The organism is Mycobacterium parmense (assembly GCF_010730575.1).
In the GTDB taxonomy this organism is placed as follows: domain Bacteria; phylum Actinomycetota; class Actinomycetes; order Mycobacteriales; family Mycobacteriaceae; genus Mycobacterium; species Mycobacterium parmense.
The window spans coordinates 198,806-213,617 of record NZ_AP022614.1; the positions used below are offsets into that span (position 1 = coordinate 198,806).

Below are 14,812 nucleotides of genomic sequence, written 5' to 3' on the forward strand. Positions count from 1 at the left end.
AGATCACCATACATAACAATTGTGACTCGAGTGGCGCAATGGGCAGTTCTGCTTTCAGCCCGATTTCTTAGCCGTGCGCTCCCGTCCGTCGGCAGCTTTGCGCGACTCTCCGCCGGGGGTTTGTGGCAGCGCCCCGGTCAGCAGATCGCGCAGGTCTTCCAGCTCGTGCCGCAGGTATTCGCGGGTCACGACCTCGCCGACGGCCAGCCGCAACGCGGCGAGCTCGCGCGCCAGGTACTCGGTGTCCGCCTTGGTCTGCGAAGCCCGGCGGCGGTCCTCGTCGAGCGCCACGCGGTCGCGATTCTCCTGGCGGTTCTGGGCGAGCAGGATCAGCGGCGCCGCGTAGGCGGCCTGCGTCGAGAAGGCGAGATTGAGCAGGATGAACGGGTAGGGGTCCCAGCGCAGGGCGACCGCCCAGACGTTCACCGCAATCCACGCGATCACGATCACCGTCTGGATCAACAGGTAGCGGCCGGTGCCGAAGAAACGGGCGATCGACTCGGTGACCTGGCCGACGGCCTCGGGGTCCAGGCGCGGCGACCACCCGCGGGAGGTCCTGGGGGTGTACAGCCGTCGGGGTGCGGAGTTGTTCACGCGGACCCCTTCTGTGCGCGGAGGCGGCCGGTCACGTCCAGCGTCTGCACGTCGACGCGCCAGTCGTGCGGCAGCAGGTGATCGAGCAGGTCGTCCACCGTGACCGCCCCCAGCAGGTGGTTCTGGTCGTCGACCACCGGCGCGCACACCAGGTTGTAGGCGGCGAGGTAGCGGGTCACCGCTCCCAGCGCGGTCTCCGGTGCCAACGTGAGCAGGTCGCTGTCGACGATCCCGCCGACGAGTTCGGCGGGTGCCTGGCGAAGCAGTCGCTGCAGCGGGATGCAGCCCAGGTAGCGGCCGGTCGGCGTAGCCGTGGGCGGGCGTGCCACGAACACCATGGACGACAGGGCGGGGGTGAGGTCGGGATCGCGCACCCGGGCCAGCGCCTCGGCGACGGTTGTGTCGGGGGTCAGCACCACCGGGTCTGACGTCATCAAACCGCCCGCGGTGTCCGGGGAATGGGTGAGCAGCCGGCGCACCGGGGCGGAGTCGTCGGGATCCATCCGGGTCAGCAGCATCTCGGCGTCCGTGGGGTTGAGCACCCCGAGCAGGTCGGCGGCGTCGTCGGGGTCCATCTCCTCGAGCACGTCGGCCGACCGTTCGGTGCCCAGCTGCGACAACACCTCGGCCTGCTCGACCTCGGGCAGCTCCTGCAGGATGTCGGCCAGCCGCTCGTCGTCCAGCGCCTTGAACACCTCGGAGCGCCGCTTGGCCGGCAGGCCGCGAATGGCGTCGGCGACGTCAGCGGCTCGCTGCCCCTCAAACTGGTTGAGCAACTGCGCCACGCCCTGGCCCGGCAACGCCAGCGCGGACGGGGTGAGGCCGTGCACGTTGTGCCAGTCCACGACGTGCACGGGGCCGCGCCGGCCGAGTCGCCGCGGCACCCGGACCGCCACCCGCGACACCATCCAGTCCCGGGTTCGCGTCTGCTCGATGCCCAGGTCCGTGATCACCACGTCCAGCCCCGCCAGCTCAGGCAGGTCGGGGTCGTTGACCTTCACCTGCGTGTCGAGCACCTGGCCCATTGCCAGCACCTCGCCCGGCCGCTGTTCGAAGTGGCGCAGGGAGACGCTGCCCGTGTTCAGGGTCACCGCGTCGGGCTCGATCGCCGCGACGCGCAGCATCGGGATGAAGATGCTGCGGCGGGTCGCCAGGTTGACGACCAGCCCCAATACGCGCGGTTGCTGGCGCACGATGCTGATGCCGAGCACGACATCGCGGACCCTGCCGAAGGATTCGCCGAGGGGGCCCAACACCATCATCCGCGAGAGCCGCGCGACGTACACCCTGTTGACCGATGCCATGGGGCAAAGCCTAGGCAGCCCTTCGCCGGAAGGCAGAAGCCCCGCCGTCCTTACCGCGAGTGCAGCGCGAAGATCGCGACGATCAGGCTCACCACCAGGGTCGCCACGCCGACGACGATGCCGGCGACCGCCAAGCCGTATCCGCCCTGCCGTCTTTCCTTGATCTGATTGAGCGCGACCGTGCCCAGCACGATGGCCACGATTGACCCGATGCCGCAGAACAATCCGGTGAACGCCAAGACGAGGGAGGCTATCGCCAGGCCGTTGGTTTCCGGGTTGGGCGTTCCGTAGCCACCCTGCAGATCCGGCGCGGGATACCCCGGGTAGAAGCCTCCCGGTAAAGGCGGCGGACCGTAACCGGTCGACGGCGCACCGAAGGGCGGGCCCGGCGGGTACGGCGGCTGGCCGCCGAAGACCGGCGGCCCGCCGCATCCGGGTCCAGGGGGAACGGGCGGTGGATAGCCGGGCGGCGGGTATGCGCCGTGGGGCGGGGCCGGCGGCTCCCAGGGCGCAGTCCAGCCCGGCTCCTCGTGGGCCGGGGGTCGCGGCGTTGGCGGGGTGTCGTCCTCGTCGTGGGAGCCCTCCGCGAAGCCGCCGCCGGGACCAGTCATGGGGTTCAACCTAGCCCATCCGCAGGTGGTGACCGGCGCGGCAAGCCCCCGCGGGTCAGCAGGCGTGCACGGGACCCTCGATAGGGTGGGAAGGCTGGTTGGGGGTGGGTGGCAAGACTGGGGATGAAACGACGGCCGAGGCGGAGGAGAATGAGCCGATGACTAGTCCTTTCCAGCCCGGGCAGGTTCCCGGCGCCACCCCTGCGGGTGCTACCGGTGGCCGGCGCGGCGCGCCCGGTCTGCCGACACCGCCCAAGGGCTGGCCGGTGGGGTCCTACCCCACCTACGCCGAGGCGCAACGGGCCGTCGACTATCTGTCCGAGCAGCAGTTCCCGGTGCAGCAGGTGACCATCGTCGGCGTCGACCTCATGCAGGTGGAACGAGTCACCGGCCGGCTGACATGGCCCAAAGTCCTCGGCGGCGGCGTGCTCAGCGGCGCCTGGCTCGGCTTGTTCATCGGGTTGGTGCTCGGGTTCTTCAGCCCCAATCCCTGGTCCGCGCTGATCACCGGCCTGGTGGCCGGGGTGTTCTTCGGGCTGATCACCTCGGCGGTGCCCTACGCGATGGCCCGCGGGACAAGGGATTTCAGCTCGACCATGCAGCTGGTGGCCGGTCGCTACGACGTGCTGTGCGACCCGCAGAACGCGGAGAAGGCGCGGGATCTGCTGGCCCGCCTGGCGATCTGACGCCGGAACAGGAAGCGCGAGGGGCATATGGGGAGGGGCCACCAGCGCGCACGCCGACTGGGCGCGCTGGCGCTGGCGACCGCGATCGTCGCGGCGACGGTATCGGCCTGCGGGGCGGACGGCGACGGCCTGGTCATCAGCCTGTACACGCCGGCCGCCGACGGCGCGACCTTCACCGCGGTGGCCCACGAGTGCACCTCGCGGCTGGGCGGCAGATTCGTCATCCGCCAGATCAGCCTCCCCCGGGCGCCCGGTGAGCAGCGGCTGCAGTTGGCCCGGCGCCTGACCGGGCACGACCGCACGCTGGACGTGATGGCGCTGGACGTGGTGTGGACCGCGGAGTTCGCCGAGGCGGGTTGGGCGCTGCCGCTTTCCGACGATCCGGCCGGGCTGGCAGAATCCGACGCCACCGCCGACACGTTGCCGGGGCCGCTCGCGACCGCGCGCTGGAAGGGCAAGCTCTACGCAGCGCCCATCACCACCAATACCGAATTACTCTGGTACCGGCCAGATTTGGTGCAGCAGCCGCCGGGCGACTGGAGCGCCATGGTGGCCGAGGCCACCGCCCTGCACGCCGCGGGCCGGCCCAGCTGGATCGCCGTGCAGGCCAACGAGAACGAGGGCCTGGTGGTGTGGTTCAACACGCTACTGGTCAGCGGAGGCGGTCAGGTGCTCTCCGAGGACGGCCGTCACGTCACCCTGACCGACACGCCCCAGCACCGTGCCGCCACGGTCGACGCGCTGCGCATCCTCAAATCGGTGGCCAACGCGCCGGGGTCCGACCCGTCGATCAGCCGCTCCGACGAGGGCACGGCCCGGCTGGCCGTCGAGCAGGGCAAGGCCGCGCTGGAGGTCAACTGGCCGTACGTCCTGGCGTCGATGCTGGAGAACGCGGTGAAGGGTGGTGTGAGCTTCCTACCGCTCAACCAGGACCCCGCACTGGCCGGCAGCATCAACCAATACGGCGCGTTCGTGCCCGACGACCAGCAGTTCCGCATCGCCTACGAGGCCAGTACCAAGGTCTTCGGTTTCGCGCCGTATCCCGGTGTGGCGCCGGGACGTCCAGCCAGGGTGACAATCGGCGGGGCGAACCTGGCGGTCGCCGGCACCACCCGGCACCGTGCGGAGGCCTTCGAGGCCGTGCGCTGCCTGCGCAGCATGCAAAGCCAGAAGTACATCGCGTTGCAGGGCGGCTTGCCGCCCGTGCGCACCACGCTCTACTCGGATCCGCAGTTCCAGACCAAATACCCGATGCACTCCATCATCCGGCGGCAACTCACCGACGCCGCGGTGCGGCCGGCGACGCCGGTCTACCAGGCGGTGGCGATCCGGCTCGCCGCGACGCTGAGCCCGATCGGCGACATCGACCCGGAGCGGACGGCCGACCGACTGACCACCGAGGTGCGCAAAGCCATCAGAGGTGAGGGCCTGCTGCCGTGACCTCTCGGGTGCCCGAACAGCGGCTGGCCTTCGTCCTGGTCGCGCCGGCCGCGATCCTGATGCTGGCGGTCACCGGCTACCCTATCGGTTACGCCGTGTGGCTTAGCTTGCAGCGCAACAGCTTTGCGAATCCGAGCGACACGGCCTTCATCGGTTTGGGCAATTACGAGACCATCCTGACCGACCGCTACTGGTGGACGGCCCTGGCGGTGACGCTGGCCATCACGGTGGTGTCGGTGTCGATCGAGTTCGTGCTCGGCTTGTCGCTCGCGCTGGTGATGCACCACACCCTCGTCGGCAGGGGGCTGGTGCGCACCGCCGTGCTGGTCCCGTACGGCATCGTCACGGTGGTGGCGTCATACAGCTGGTACTACGCCTGGACGCCGGGAACCGGCTACCTGGCCAACCTGCTGCCGCATGGTGGTGCGCCGCTGACCCAGCAGATCCCCTCGCTGGGCATCGTGGTCCTCGCAGAGGTCTGGAAGACCACGCCGTTCATGTCGCTGCTGCTGTTGGCCGGATTGGCGCTGGTGCCCGAGGATCTGGTGAGAGCCGCCCAGGTCGACGGTGCCGGCGCGTGGCGACGGCTGACCCGGGTGATCCTGCCGATCATCAAACCGGCGGTCGTGGTTGCGCTGTTGTTCCGGACGCTGGACGCCTTCCGGATCTTCGACAACATCTACGTGCTGACCGACGGGGCCAACGACACCGACTCCGTGTCGATCCTGGGCTACGACAACCTCTTCAAGGGCTTCAACGTCGGGCTCGGCTCCGCGATCAGCGTGCTGATCTTCGTCTGCGTGGGCATCATCGCGCTGATCTTCGTCAAGGTGTTCGGCGCGGCGGCGCCGGGTGGTGACGCCGATGGCCGCTGAACGGGAAAGGGCACGGACGGCCGCATCCGCAGGCGCGCGCCGCGCCATCGGCTGGGTCGTCGTCGACACCGTGGTGGTCGTCTATGCGCTGCTGCCGGTGCTCTGGATCCTGTCCCTGTCGCTCAAACCGACGTCGGACATCAAGGACGGCAAGCTGATTCCGGCGTCGGTCACGCTGGACAATTACCGCGGCGCCTTCCGCGGCGGCTTCTTCAGCTCAGCGCTGGTCAACTCGATCGGGATCGGGTTGATCACCACCGCGGTCGCGGTGCTGCTCGGTGCGATGGCCGCCTACGCCGTCGCCCGGCTGAACTTCCCGGGCAAACGCCTGCTGGTGGGGGTGGCCCTGCTGATCACCATGTTCCCGGCGATCTCGCTGGTGACGCCGCTGTTCAACATCGAGCGCCGGGTCGGGCTGTTCGACACGTGGCCGGGCTTGATCCTGCCCTACATCACGTTCGCGCTGCCGCTGGCCATCTACACGCTGTCGGCGTTCTTCCGGGAGATCCCGTGGGATCTGGAGAAGGCGGCCAAGATGGACGGCGCGACCCCGGCGCAGGCGTTCCGCAAGGTGATCGTCCCGCTGGCGGCGCCCGGCGTGGTGACCGCGGCGATCCTGGTTTTCATCTTCGCCTGGAACGACCTGCTGCTGGCGCTGTCGCTGACCGCCACCGAGGCGGCGATCACCGCGCCGGTGGCGATCGTGAACTTCAGCGGCAGTTCGCAGTTCGAGGAGCCCACCGGGTCGATCGCGGCCGGTGCCATGGTGATCACGGTCCCGATCATCGTCTTTGTTCTAATCTTCCAACGACGAATCGTCGCCGGGTTGACTTCCGGTGCTGTGAAGGGATAGCCGGATGGCCGAGATTGTGCTGGAACACGTGAACAAGAGCTATCCCGACGGCGCCGCGGCGGTCAAGGACCTCAACCTCACCGTTGCCGACGGCGAATTCCTGATCCTGGTCGGCCCATCCGGCTGCGGCAAGACCACGACGTTGAACATGATCGCCGGGCTCGAAGACATCTCGTCGGGAGAGCTGCGCATCGGCGGCCAACGGATGAACGAGAAGGCGCCGAAGGACCGCGACATCGCGATGGTGTTCCAGTCCTACGCCCTCTACCCGCACATGACGGTGCGCCAGAACATCGCCTTCCCGTTGACGCTGGCGAAGATGAAGAAGGCCGAGATCGCCCAGAAGGTGGAGGAGACCGCGAAAACCCTTGATCTGACCGAGCTTCTCGACCGCAAACCCTCCCAGCTCTCCGGTGGCCAGCGGCAGCGCGTCGCGATGGGCCGGGCAATCGTGCGTCACCCCAAGGCGTTCCTGATGGACGAGCCGCTGTCCAACCTGGACGCCAAGCTGCGGGTGCAGATGCGCGGCGAGATTGCGCGGTTGCAGAAGAGGCTGGGCACCACCACCGTGTACGTCACCCACGACCAAACCGAGGCGATGACGCTGGGGGACCGGGTGGTGGTGATGCATGGCGGCGTCGCGCAGCAGATCGGCACGCCCGACGAGCTCTACGAGCACCCCGCCAACCTCTTCGTCGCTGGGTTCATCGGCTCACCGGCCATGAATTTCTTCTCCGCGACGCTGACCCCGACCGGGTTGACACTGCCCTTCGGCGAGGCGATGCTGACGCCAGAGGTCCAGCGGGTGATCGAGGCGCACCCGAAACCGCGGAGCGTCATCGTGGGGGTGCGGCCCGAGCACCTGGCCGACGCCGCGCTGATCGACGGTTACCAGCGCATCAGGGCGCTGACCTTCGAGGTGAAGGTCGAGTTGGTCGAGTCGCTGGGCGCCGACAAGTACGTGTACTTCACCACCTCCGGTCCCGCCGTGCACGCCGCGCTGCTGGACGAACTCGAGGCCGACGGCGACCTGCGTGAGAACCAGTTTGTGGCAAGGGTTTCCGCCGAGTCGAAGGCGATGGTGGGCCGGTCGATCGAGTTGGCCTGCGACACCACGAAACTCGCCGTCTTCGACGCCGATTCGGGGGCCAACCTGACTATCGCCTCGCCCGAAGCGAAGTGACGACCACGATCGACCGGGTGCGCGCGCATCTGCGCGACCACTTCGCCGGCATCGAGCCCGATTCGGCGAGCGTGACTTTCCTGGGCACCGAGTCCATGGAGGTGTTGCGGTTCCGGGAGGCCGACGGTGTGGCGCACTACGTGACGTTGGGATGCTCGCGGCATCCGATGACCGACCCGGCGCAGGCGGTCACCGACCCGCTGCGCGGTCCGCGCGCCGAAGTCGTTCTGCGCCTTCGTGATCGGGGGACCTTGCCGGGGCTGGCCCGCAGCATGGCGATCCTGGCGGCGACCCCCGCGGTCGACGGTGTGGTGCTGCTGGCCGACGCGCTGATCGACCTGGGCTCGCCGCTGTGGGCTTGGGGATCGGGCGAGCCCAGGAGGGTGCCGTTCACCGCGGTGCTGCTGGGCCACACCGAGATTGCGGACCTGCCGCTGGAACCGCCGCTGGATCCGGTGCGGTTCCTGTCGGCGACGCCGATCACCGCGACCGAGGCGGCCTGGGTGCGGCTGAAGGGCGCCGAGGCCATGCGGCAGGCGTGGCGAAACGATCGCGTCGACGTGCTGGACCCCAATCGGCCTGCGGCGCAACCGGACTGAGTCCGAGACCGGTCACAGCCAGTTGTTGCGGCGAAACTGGAAGTAGAGGACCAGGCAGAAGACGGCCATCAGGCCCATGATCCCGGGGTAACCCCACGTCCAGTTCAGCTCGGGCATGAAATGGAAGTTCATGCCGTAGATGGCGGCGACCATCGTGGGTACCGCGAGGATACCGGCCCAGGCGGCCATCTTGCGCATGTCGTTGTTCTGCTGCATCCCGACGCGGGCCAGAGCCGCCTGCACCAGTGAGTTGAGCATGTCGTCGTAGCTGGCGATCTGGTCGGCGGCGTTGGACTGGTGGTCGGCGACGTCGCGCAGATACCGCCGAACCTCCTTGCCGATCAGGTCTTTGTTCTCCACCTGCATCCGGTGGAACGCCGCCGACAGCGGGTTGACGCAGCGGCGCAGTTCGACGACTTCGCGTTTGAGCAGATAGATCGGTTCGACGTCCAGCTTGCGGCCCGGCCCGAACGCCACCTCCTGGATGCTGTCGATGTCCGACTCGATCAGGCTGCTCACTTCGAGGTAGTGATCCACCACGTGGTCGGCGATGGCGTGCATCACCGCGTACGGCCCAAGGCGCGTCTGCTCGGGGTCGGAGTCCATGCGCTTGCGGACAGCCGACAGCGCGCCGTGCTCGCCGTGACGGACGGTGACCACGAAATCACTGCCGACGAACACCATGATCTCGCCGGTCTCCACGATCTGGCGGGCCATCACCACCGATTCGTGCGGGACGTAGTTGACGGTCTTGAGGACCAGGAACAGCGTCTCGTCGTAGCGCTCCACCTTCGGACGCTGATGCGCGCACACCGCGTCCTCCACGGCCAGCGGGTGGAGTCCGAAAATGTCGGCGACGGACTGCATCTCGTCGTGGTCCGGCTCGCGCAGGCCCACCCAGACGAAGGCCTCGTGACCGAGCAACTCCACCTCGCGGACTTTGCCGAGCGCGGTGGCATAGGTGAAGGTGCCGGGCAGTCGGTGGCCTTCGGCGTAGACGGCGCAGTCGACCAACACGTCCCTGTGCTGATCCGGCGGTGGCTCGACGACCGGCTCGCGCATGAGCGGCCGGAGCGCTTCGGGCAATGCGTCGAAACCTTGGAACACATCCACCTCCGATCGGAGCGCGTATCTGACCGGGCGGTGGTCCATGCTACGCGCCCCGATTTGCCGGAGCGCGGCGAAGCGAACTGCAGGTCAGCGCCGGGGGCCGGGCCCGAGGTCGGCGGTCGAGTCGAGTGCGCTAGTTTCGAGCCAAGATCTGAACCTGCTCGACCGTCTCCGCACAAAGGAGTAAACCGACGTGAGCGCAAGTCCTTTGAAGGTCGCCGTCACCGGTGCCGCCGGCCAGATCGGCTATAGCCTGCTCTTCCGCCTGGCCAGCGGCTCCCTGTTGGGGCCCGACCGCCCGATCGAGCTGCGACTGCTCGAGATCGAGCCCGCGCTCAAGGCGCTCGAGGGTGTCGTGATGGAGCTCGACGACTGCGCGTTCCCCTTGCTGGCCGGGGTCGAGATCGGTGCCGACGCGAACAAGATCTTCGACGGCGTGAACCTGGCGCTGCTGGTCGGCGCGAGGCCGCGCGGTCCGGGCATGGAGCGCAGCGACCTGCTGGAGGCCAACGGCGCGATCTTCACCGCGCAGGGCAAGGCGCTCAACGCCGTCGCCGCCGACGACGTGCGCATCGGCGTGACCGGCAACCCGGCCAACACCAACGCGCTGATCGCGCTGAGCAACGCCCCCGACATCCCCAAGGAGCGGTTCTCCGCGCTGACCCGGCTGGACCACAACCGGGCGATCTCGCAGCTGGCCAAGAAGACCGGCGCCGCGGTCACCGACATCAAGAAGATGACCATCTGGGGCAACCACTCGGCCACCCAGTACCCCGACATCTTCCACGCCGAGGTCGGCGGCAAGAACGCGGCCGAGGTGGTCAACGACCAGAACTGGATCGAGAACGACTTCATCCCGACCGTCGCCAAGCGCGGCGCGGCGATCATCGACGCTCGCGGCGCCTCCTCGGCCGCCTCCGCCGCGTCGGCCACCGTCGATGCCGCCCGCTCCTGGCTGCTGGGCAGTCCGGAGGGTGACTGGGTGTCGATGGCGGTGTTCTCCGACGGCTCCTACGGTGTGCCGGAGGGGATCGTCTCGTCCTTCCCGGTGACCACCAAGGACGGCAACTGGTCGATCGTGCAGGGGCTCGACATCGACGAATTCTCGCGCGGCCGCATCGACAAGACCACCGCCGAGTTGGTCGACGAGCGCACGGCGGTGACGGAGCTCAAGCTGATCTGACACCGCCGTCGGCGGAGCGGACCGCCCTCGGTGATCGCCATTAGGTCTACTAACGGGTAGTCAGTACCCTGGGGCGCGTGTCGGATGAGCAGAGCCCCCAGGTCATCATCACAGACGAAGAGATCTTCGCAGCACACGTAGGCGGCAAGCTCTCGGTGGGGTTGACGGCCCCGCTGGACACCCAGCGTGCCCTCTCGATCGCCTACACCCCGGGTGTGGCGCAGGTCAGTCGCGCTATCGCCGCCGATGAGACCCTGGCTGCCCGCTACACCTGGTCGAACCGGCTGGTGGCCGTCGTCAGCGACGGCAGCGCGGTGCTGGGCCTGGGCGACATCGGGCCCGCGGCTGCGCTTCCGGTGATGGAGGGCAAATGCGCCCTGTTCCAGGCTTACGGCGGGCTCAACGCAATCCCGGTCGTGCTGGACACCAAGGACCCCGACGAGATCGTCGAGACCCTGATCCGCCTGCGCCCGACGTTCGGGGCCGTCAACCTCGAGGACATCTCCGCCCCGCGCTGCTTCGAGATCGAACGACGCGTGATCGAGGCGCTGAACTGCCCGGTGATGCACGACGACCAGCACGGCACGGCGATCGTCGTGCTGGCCGCGCTGATGGGGGCCACCAAGCTGCTGGGCCGTGACATGCCGTCGCTGCGGGTGGTGGTGTCCGGCGCCGGAGCCGCGGGCGTCGCGTGCACCAAGCTGCTGCTGACGATGGGGGTTTCCGACATCACCGTGCTGGACTCCCGCGGGATCCTGCACAGCGGGCGCGACGACCTGAACACCGTCAAGGCGGACCTGGCGCGGCGCACCAACCCGGGCAATCTCACCGGCGGCATGGTGGAGGCCCTGGACGGGGCCGACGTGTTCCTCGGGGTGTCGGCGGGCCTGGTCCCCGAAGAGCTGATCGCCACGATGGCGCCGGGCGGCATCGTCTTCGCCCTGTCCAATCCCGACCCAGAGGTTCATCCGCAGGTGGCGGCCAAGTATGCGGCGGTGGTGGCGACCGGCCGCAGCGACTTCCCCAACCAGATCAACAACGTGCTGGCATTCCCGGGGGTGTTCCGCGGAGCGCTGGACGCCGGGGCGCGCCGCATCACCGAGCGGATGATGATCGCCGCGGCCGAGGCCATCTTCTCGGTCGTCAGCGACGACCTCGCCGTCGACCGGATCGTTCCGAGTCCTCTCGATCTGCGCGTCGGGGAAGCAGTGGCCCAGGCGGTGGCGTTGGTCGCCGAGGATCCGGAAACCGCCGAAGCCGCAGACATCGCGGGGTGAGAGCCGGCAAGCTGGCCGGACCGCTGCTCGCCGCCGTCCTGATCCTCGCGGGCTGCGCGACCGGGCTCCGCGCGCCGGCGGAGCTGGTGGTGGGATCGCGGCCCGATCCCGAGTCGACGGTGCTCGCCGGCATATACGTCGCGGCGCTGCGCTCCTACGGGTTCGGCGCACGGGCCGTGACCGCCGACGACCCGATGGCGAAGCTGGACTCGGGCGCGGTCACCGTCGTTCCCGCGTTCACCGGACGGGTGCTCGAGCGCCTGCAGCCGACGGCGACCGCGCTGTCCGATGCGCAGGTGTACCGGGCGATGATCGCGGCGCTGCCCGAAGGCGTCCTGGCGGGCGACTACGCCACCGCCGCCGAGGACAAGCCGGTGCTGCTGGTCACGCAGACCACCGCCAAGGCGTGGGGCGGCCAGGGCCTCAGCGCGGATCTGAGCGTCCTGCCCAAGCACTGCGCCGGCCTGGTGCTCGGGGCCCTTGCCGGCACCCAGACCCCAGGGCTGGTGGGCTCGTGCCGGTTACCGCCCCCACGCGAATTCAGCTCTGAAGCCACGCTTTTCGCAGCTGTTCGGGATGGCCGGGTCACGGCGGCGTGGACCACCACCGCCGATCCCGGGATGCCCGCCGACCTGACTGCGCTGGCCGACGGCAAACCCGCGCTGATCCGGGCGGAGAACGTGGTGCCGCTGTACCGGCGCAACGCGCTGAGCGAACGTCAGCTGTTGGCAATCAACGAGGTGGCCGGCGTGCTGGATACCGCGGCCCTGGCCGACCTCCGCCGGCAGGTGGCCGCCGGCGCCCAGCCCGAGGCGGTGGCGGCTGGCTGGCTGGCCGAGCACCCGCTGGGCCGGTAACGGCTGGCCGGCGTCAGTACTTGGGCGAGAGGACCCGGCGCAGGAACGGGCCGAACAGCTGCTGGTATCCCGAGCCCGTCAGCCGCACCAGGACGTCGAGAACCTTGGCATCCGGACCGACCAGCACCCGGGCCTTCTTCTTGTGCACCGCGTCGAGGATGATCTGGGCGGCCCGCTCCGGGCTGGTCTTGGCCAGACGCTTGTCGAACAGCTTGGCCAGTTCGTCGCGGTCGAGGCCCTCGGCGGCGCCGGCGTTGCGCGCGATCGCGGTCTTGATACCGCCCGGGTGCACCGTGGTCACCGCCACCGGGTGTCCGGCCAGCACCATCTCCTGGCGCAGCGCCTCGGTGAAGCCGCGGACCGCGAACTTCGCCGAGTTGTAGGCCGCCTGGCCCGGCACCGAGAACAGCCCGAAAATGCTCGAGACGTTGACGATGTGACCGTCGCCGCTGGCGATCAGGTGCGGGAGGAACGCCTTCGTGCCGTTGACGACGCCCCAGAAGTCGACGTCCATCACCCGTTCGATGTCCTTGAACTGGCTGACTTCGACGTCGCCGCTGAACGCGATTCCGGCGTTGTTGTAAATCTGGTTGACCTTGCCGAAGTGCTCGGCGACCGCATCGGCGTAGGCCAGGAACGCCTCGCGCTCGGTGACGTCGAGGCGGTCGACTTTGGGCTGCGCACCGATCGCCTTCAGCCGCTCTTCGGTCTGGGCCAGGCCTTCGGTGTCGACGTCGCTGATGGCCACTTTGGCACCCGACCGGGCCAGTTCGACGGCCAGCGCCTGCCCGATACCCGAACCCGCGCCCGTCACCACTGCGACTTTGCCGGCGAACCCTTGCATCAACACCCTCCCGACTCCGTTGCCCTCCGTTGAGGGTAAACGGTACCCGGGGTACCGGTTGCAGGGTGCCCGTCCATCGGGGCCGGAAGGGGAGGAGATCAGAGATTCCTGCCGCGGCTCGAGGGGATCTGGGATAGTCAGCCGTGCACCACCCGCCCGGAAGAAGTGATCTCTCACATGAACGACGACCCGCGCTCCGACGTCGTTTCCCGCCAGTACGAGCGGTGGACGTACCCGCGCCCCATCCAGGACCTCGAGGGATGGATAGCCGACAACTGGGAATGGTTCGATCCTCTGCACGCGCACCGGATCCTCTGGCCGGACCGCGAATACAAACCCGACCTCGACATCCTCGTCGCGGGCTGCGGCACCAACCAGGCCGCGGTGTTCGCCTTCAACAATCCCGCCGCGAGGGTCGTGGCGATCGACATCAGCCAGCCGTCGCTGGATCATCAGGCCTACCTGAAAGACAGATACGGCCTGTGGAACCTCGAGCTGCGGCTGCTGCCGATCGAAGAGGCGCCGACGTTGGGCTCCCAATTCGACCTGGTGGTCTCGACCGGTGTGCTGCACCATCTGGCCGACCCGTCCGCGGGCATGCGGGCGCTCGCCGGCCTGTTGGCTCCCGACGGCGTGCTGGCCGTCATGCTCTACGCAAAGTACGGCCGCATCGGCGTCGAGCTGCTGGAATCGGTGTTCCGCGACATGGGCATGCGCCAAGACGCCGCGTCGGTGCACATGGTCAAGGAGGCCATCTCCCTGCTGTCGGTCGATCACCCCGTGCAGAGTTACCTCAAGATCGCGCGGGACCTGCAGTTCTCCGACGCCGCGGTGGTGGACACCTTCCTGCACGGGCGACAGCGCAGCTACACCGTCGAGGACTGCCTGGACCTGGTCAGCTCGTCGGGACTGGAATTTCAGGGCTGGCTGCTGAAGGCGCCGTACTACGCCCACGACGTGTTCGCATCCTCGAGCGAGTTCTACCGGGCCGTCAACCAGTTGCCGGACCACAAGCTCTGGTCGGTGATGGAACGCATCCAGACCTCGAACGGATGCCACTTCTTCATGGCGTCGCGCCCCGAGCGGCCCAGGGAGTCCTACCAGATCGACTTCGCCACACCGCGCGCCCTCGACTATGTTCCGGTGTTCCGGCTGCGCTGCGGGCTCTCGGGCACCGAGATCGTCCGCCCGGACTGGAGCATGACCCTGGGCTCGACCCAGATGCCCTTCGTCGAGCAGGTCGACGGCCGCCGCACGATCGGCGAGATCGCCCAGCTGATCGCGCGGCAGGGGTCGCGGCGGGCCGGTGTCGCCGACGTGGAGACGTTCGCGTGCAAGCTGTTTCAGTCGCTGTGGCGCCTGGACTTCGTGGCGATGGGCCTCAACTCCGCCTAGG

Annotated in this window: 15 protein-coding genes; 10 read left to right on the forward strand and 5 right to left on the reverse strand. The window is 68.5% G+C overall.

The features are described from left to right. Nucleotides 1–54: 54 nt before the first annotated feature. The 3 genes from G6N48_RS00925 to G6N48_RS00935 are packed head-to-tail and all read right to left on the reverse strand — an operon-like array spanning nt 55 to nt 2,509. Nucleotides 55–594: a DUF1003 domain-containing protein gene (locus tag G6N48_RS00925; protein WP_085269266.1), complete on the reverse strand. Its 540-nt coding sequence runs from the start codon at nt 592–594 to the stop codon at nt 55–57. Beyond that, entirely contained in the window at nt 591–1,898 is a 1,308-nt protein-coding gene (locus G6N48_RS00930) for a magnesium transporter MgtE N-terminal domain-containing protein (RefSeq protein ID WP_085269265.1), read from the reverse strand. The genes G6N48_RS00925 and G6N48_RS00930 overlap by 4 nt, the downstream gene beginning before the upstream one ends. 50 nt (nt 1,899–1,948) lie before the next feature. After that, nucleotides 1,949–2,509, reverse strand: a complete 561-nt coding sequence (locus G6N48_RS00935) for a DUF4190 domain-containing protein (protein ID WP_085269264.1) — start codon at nt 2,507–2,509, stop codon at nt 1,949–1,951. Nucleotides 2,510–2,667: 158 nt separating this feature from the next. Between G6N48_RS00935 and G6N48_RS00940 the strand changes: the two genes are divergently transcribed. The 6 genes from G6N48_RS00940 to G6N48_RS00965 are packed head-to-tail and all read left to right on the forward strand — an operon-like array spanning nt 2,668 to nt 8,145. Further along, nucleotides 2,668–3,195, forward strand: a complete 528-nt coding sequence (locus G6N48_RS00940; protein ID WP_085269263.1) for a general stress protein — start codon at nt 2,668–2,670, stop codon at nt 3,193–3,195. A gap of 27 nt (nt 3,196–3,222) precedes the next feature. Beyond that, nucleotides 3,223–4,635, forward strand: coding sequence for an extracellular solute-binding protein (locus G6N48_RS00945; protein ID WP_085269262.1), 1,413 nt, complete (start codon nt 3,223–3,225; stop codon nt 4,633–4,635). Beyond that, nucleotides 4,632–5,510, forward strand: a complete 879-nt coding sequence (locus G6N48_RS00950) for a carbohydrate ABC transporter permease (protein ID WP_232066509.1) — start codon at nt 4,632–4,634, stop codon at nt 5,508–5,510. Before G6N48_RS00945 ends, G6N48_RS00950 begins: the two co-directional genes overlap by 4 nt. Next, entirely contained in the window at nt 5,500–6,363 is an 864-nt protein-coding gene (locus G6N48_RS00955; RefSeq protein WP_085269445.1) for a carbohydrate ABC transporter permease, read from the forward strand. The genes G6N48_RS00950 and G6N48_RS00955 overlap by 11 nt, the downstream gene beginning before the upstream one ends. A gap of 4 nt (nt 6,364–6,367) precedes the next feature. After that, entirely contained in the window at nt 6,368–7,546 is a 1,179-nt protein-coding gene (locus G6N48_RS00960) for an ABC transporter ATP-binding protein (protein WP_085269261.1), read from the forward strand. After that, nucleotides 7,543–8,145, forward strand: coding sequence for a suppressor of fused domain protein (locus G6N48_RS00965; protein ID WP_085269260.1), 603 nt, complete (start codon nt 7,543–7,545; stop codon nt 8,143–8,145). The genes G6N48_RS00960 and G6N48_RS00965 overlap by 4 nt, the downstream gene beginning before the upstream one ends. A gap of 12 nt (nt 8,146–8,157) precedes the next feature. Here G6N48_RS00965 and corA read toward each other — a convergent pair whose 3' ends face one another. Then, nucleotides 8,158–9,252, reverse strand: a complete 1,095-nt coding sequence (gene corA, locus G6N48_RS00970) for a magnesium/cobalt transporter CorA (protein ID WP_085269444.1) — start codon at nt 9,250–9,252, stop codon at nt 8,158–8,160. 196 nt (nt 9,253–9,448) lie between these two features. On the opposite strand from corA, the gene G6N48_RS00975 reads away from it, so the two are divergent. The 3 genes from G6N48_RS00975 (at nt 9,449) to G6N48_RS00985 (ending at nt 12,572) form a co-directional block, all read left to right on the forward strand. After that, nucleotides 9,449–10,438, forward strand: a complete 990-nt coding sequence (locus G6N48_RS00975) for a malate dehydrogenase (protein WP_085269259.1) — start codon at nt 9,449–9,451, stop codon at nt 10,436–10,438. 77 nt (nt 10,439–10,515) lie between these two features. After that, on the forward strand, nt 10,516–11,715 hold the full coding sequence (locus G6N48_RS00980; protein ID WP_085269258.1) for an NAD(P)-dependent malic enzyme: 1,200 nt from the start codon (nt 10,516–10,518) through the stop codon (nt 11,713–11,715). Next, nucleotides 11,712–12,572 (forward strand): glycine betaine ABC transporter substrate-binding protein, encoded by an 861-nt coding sequence (locus G6N48_RS00985; protein WP_085269257.1) that lies wholly within the window; start codon nt 11,712–11,714, stop codon nt 12,570–12,572. Before G6N48_RS00980 ends, G6N48_RS00985 begins: the two co-directional genes overlap by 4 nt. 13 nt (nt 12,573–12,585) lie before the next feature. Here the strand turns inward: G6N48_RS00985 and G6N48_RS00990 are convergent, their stop codons facing one another. Further along, on the reverse strand, nt 12,586–13,416 hold the full coding sequence (locus G6N48_RS00990; RefSeq protein ID WP_085269443.1) for an SDR family NAD(P)-dependent oxidoreductase: 831 nt from the start codon (nt 13,414–13,416) through the stop codon (nt 12,586–12,588). 177 nt (nt 13,417–13,593) lie between these two features. Here G6N48_RS00990 and G6N48_RS00995 point away from each other — a divergent pair, with 177 nt between their 5' ends. Then, nucleotides 13,594–14,811 carry a class I SAM-dependent methyltransferase gene (locus G6N48_RS00995; RefSeq protein WP_085269256.1) on the forward strand — a complete coding sequence of 406 codons (1,218 nt, stop codon included), beginning with the start codon at nt 13,594–13,596 and terminating at the stop codon, nt 14,809–14,811. The last annotated feature ends 1 nt before the right edge of the window (nt 14,812 follow it).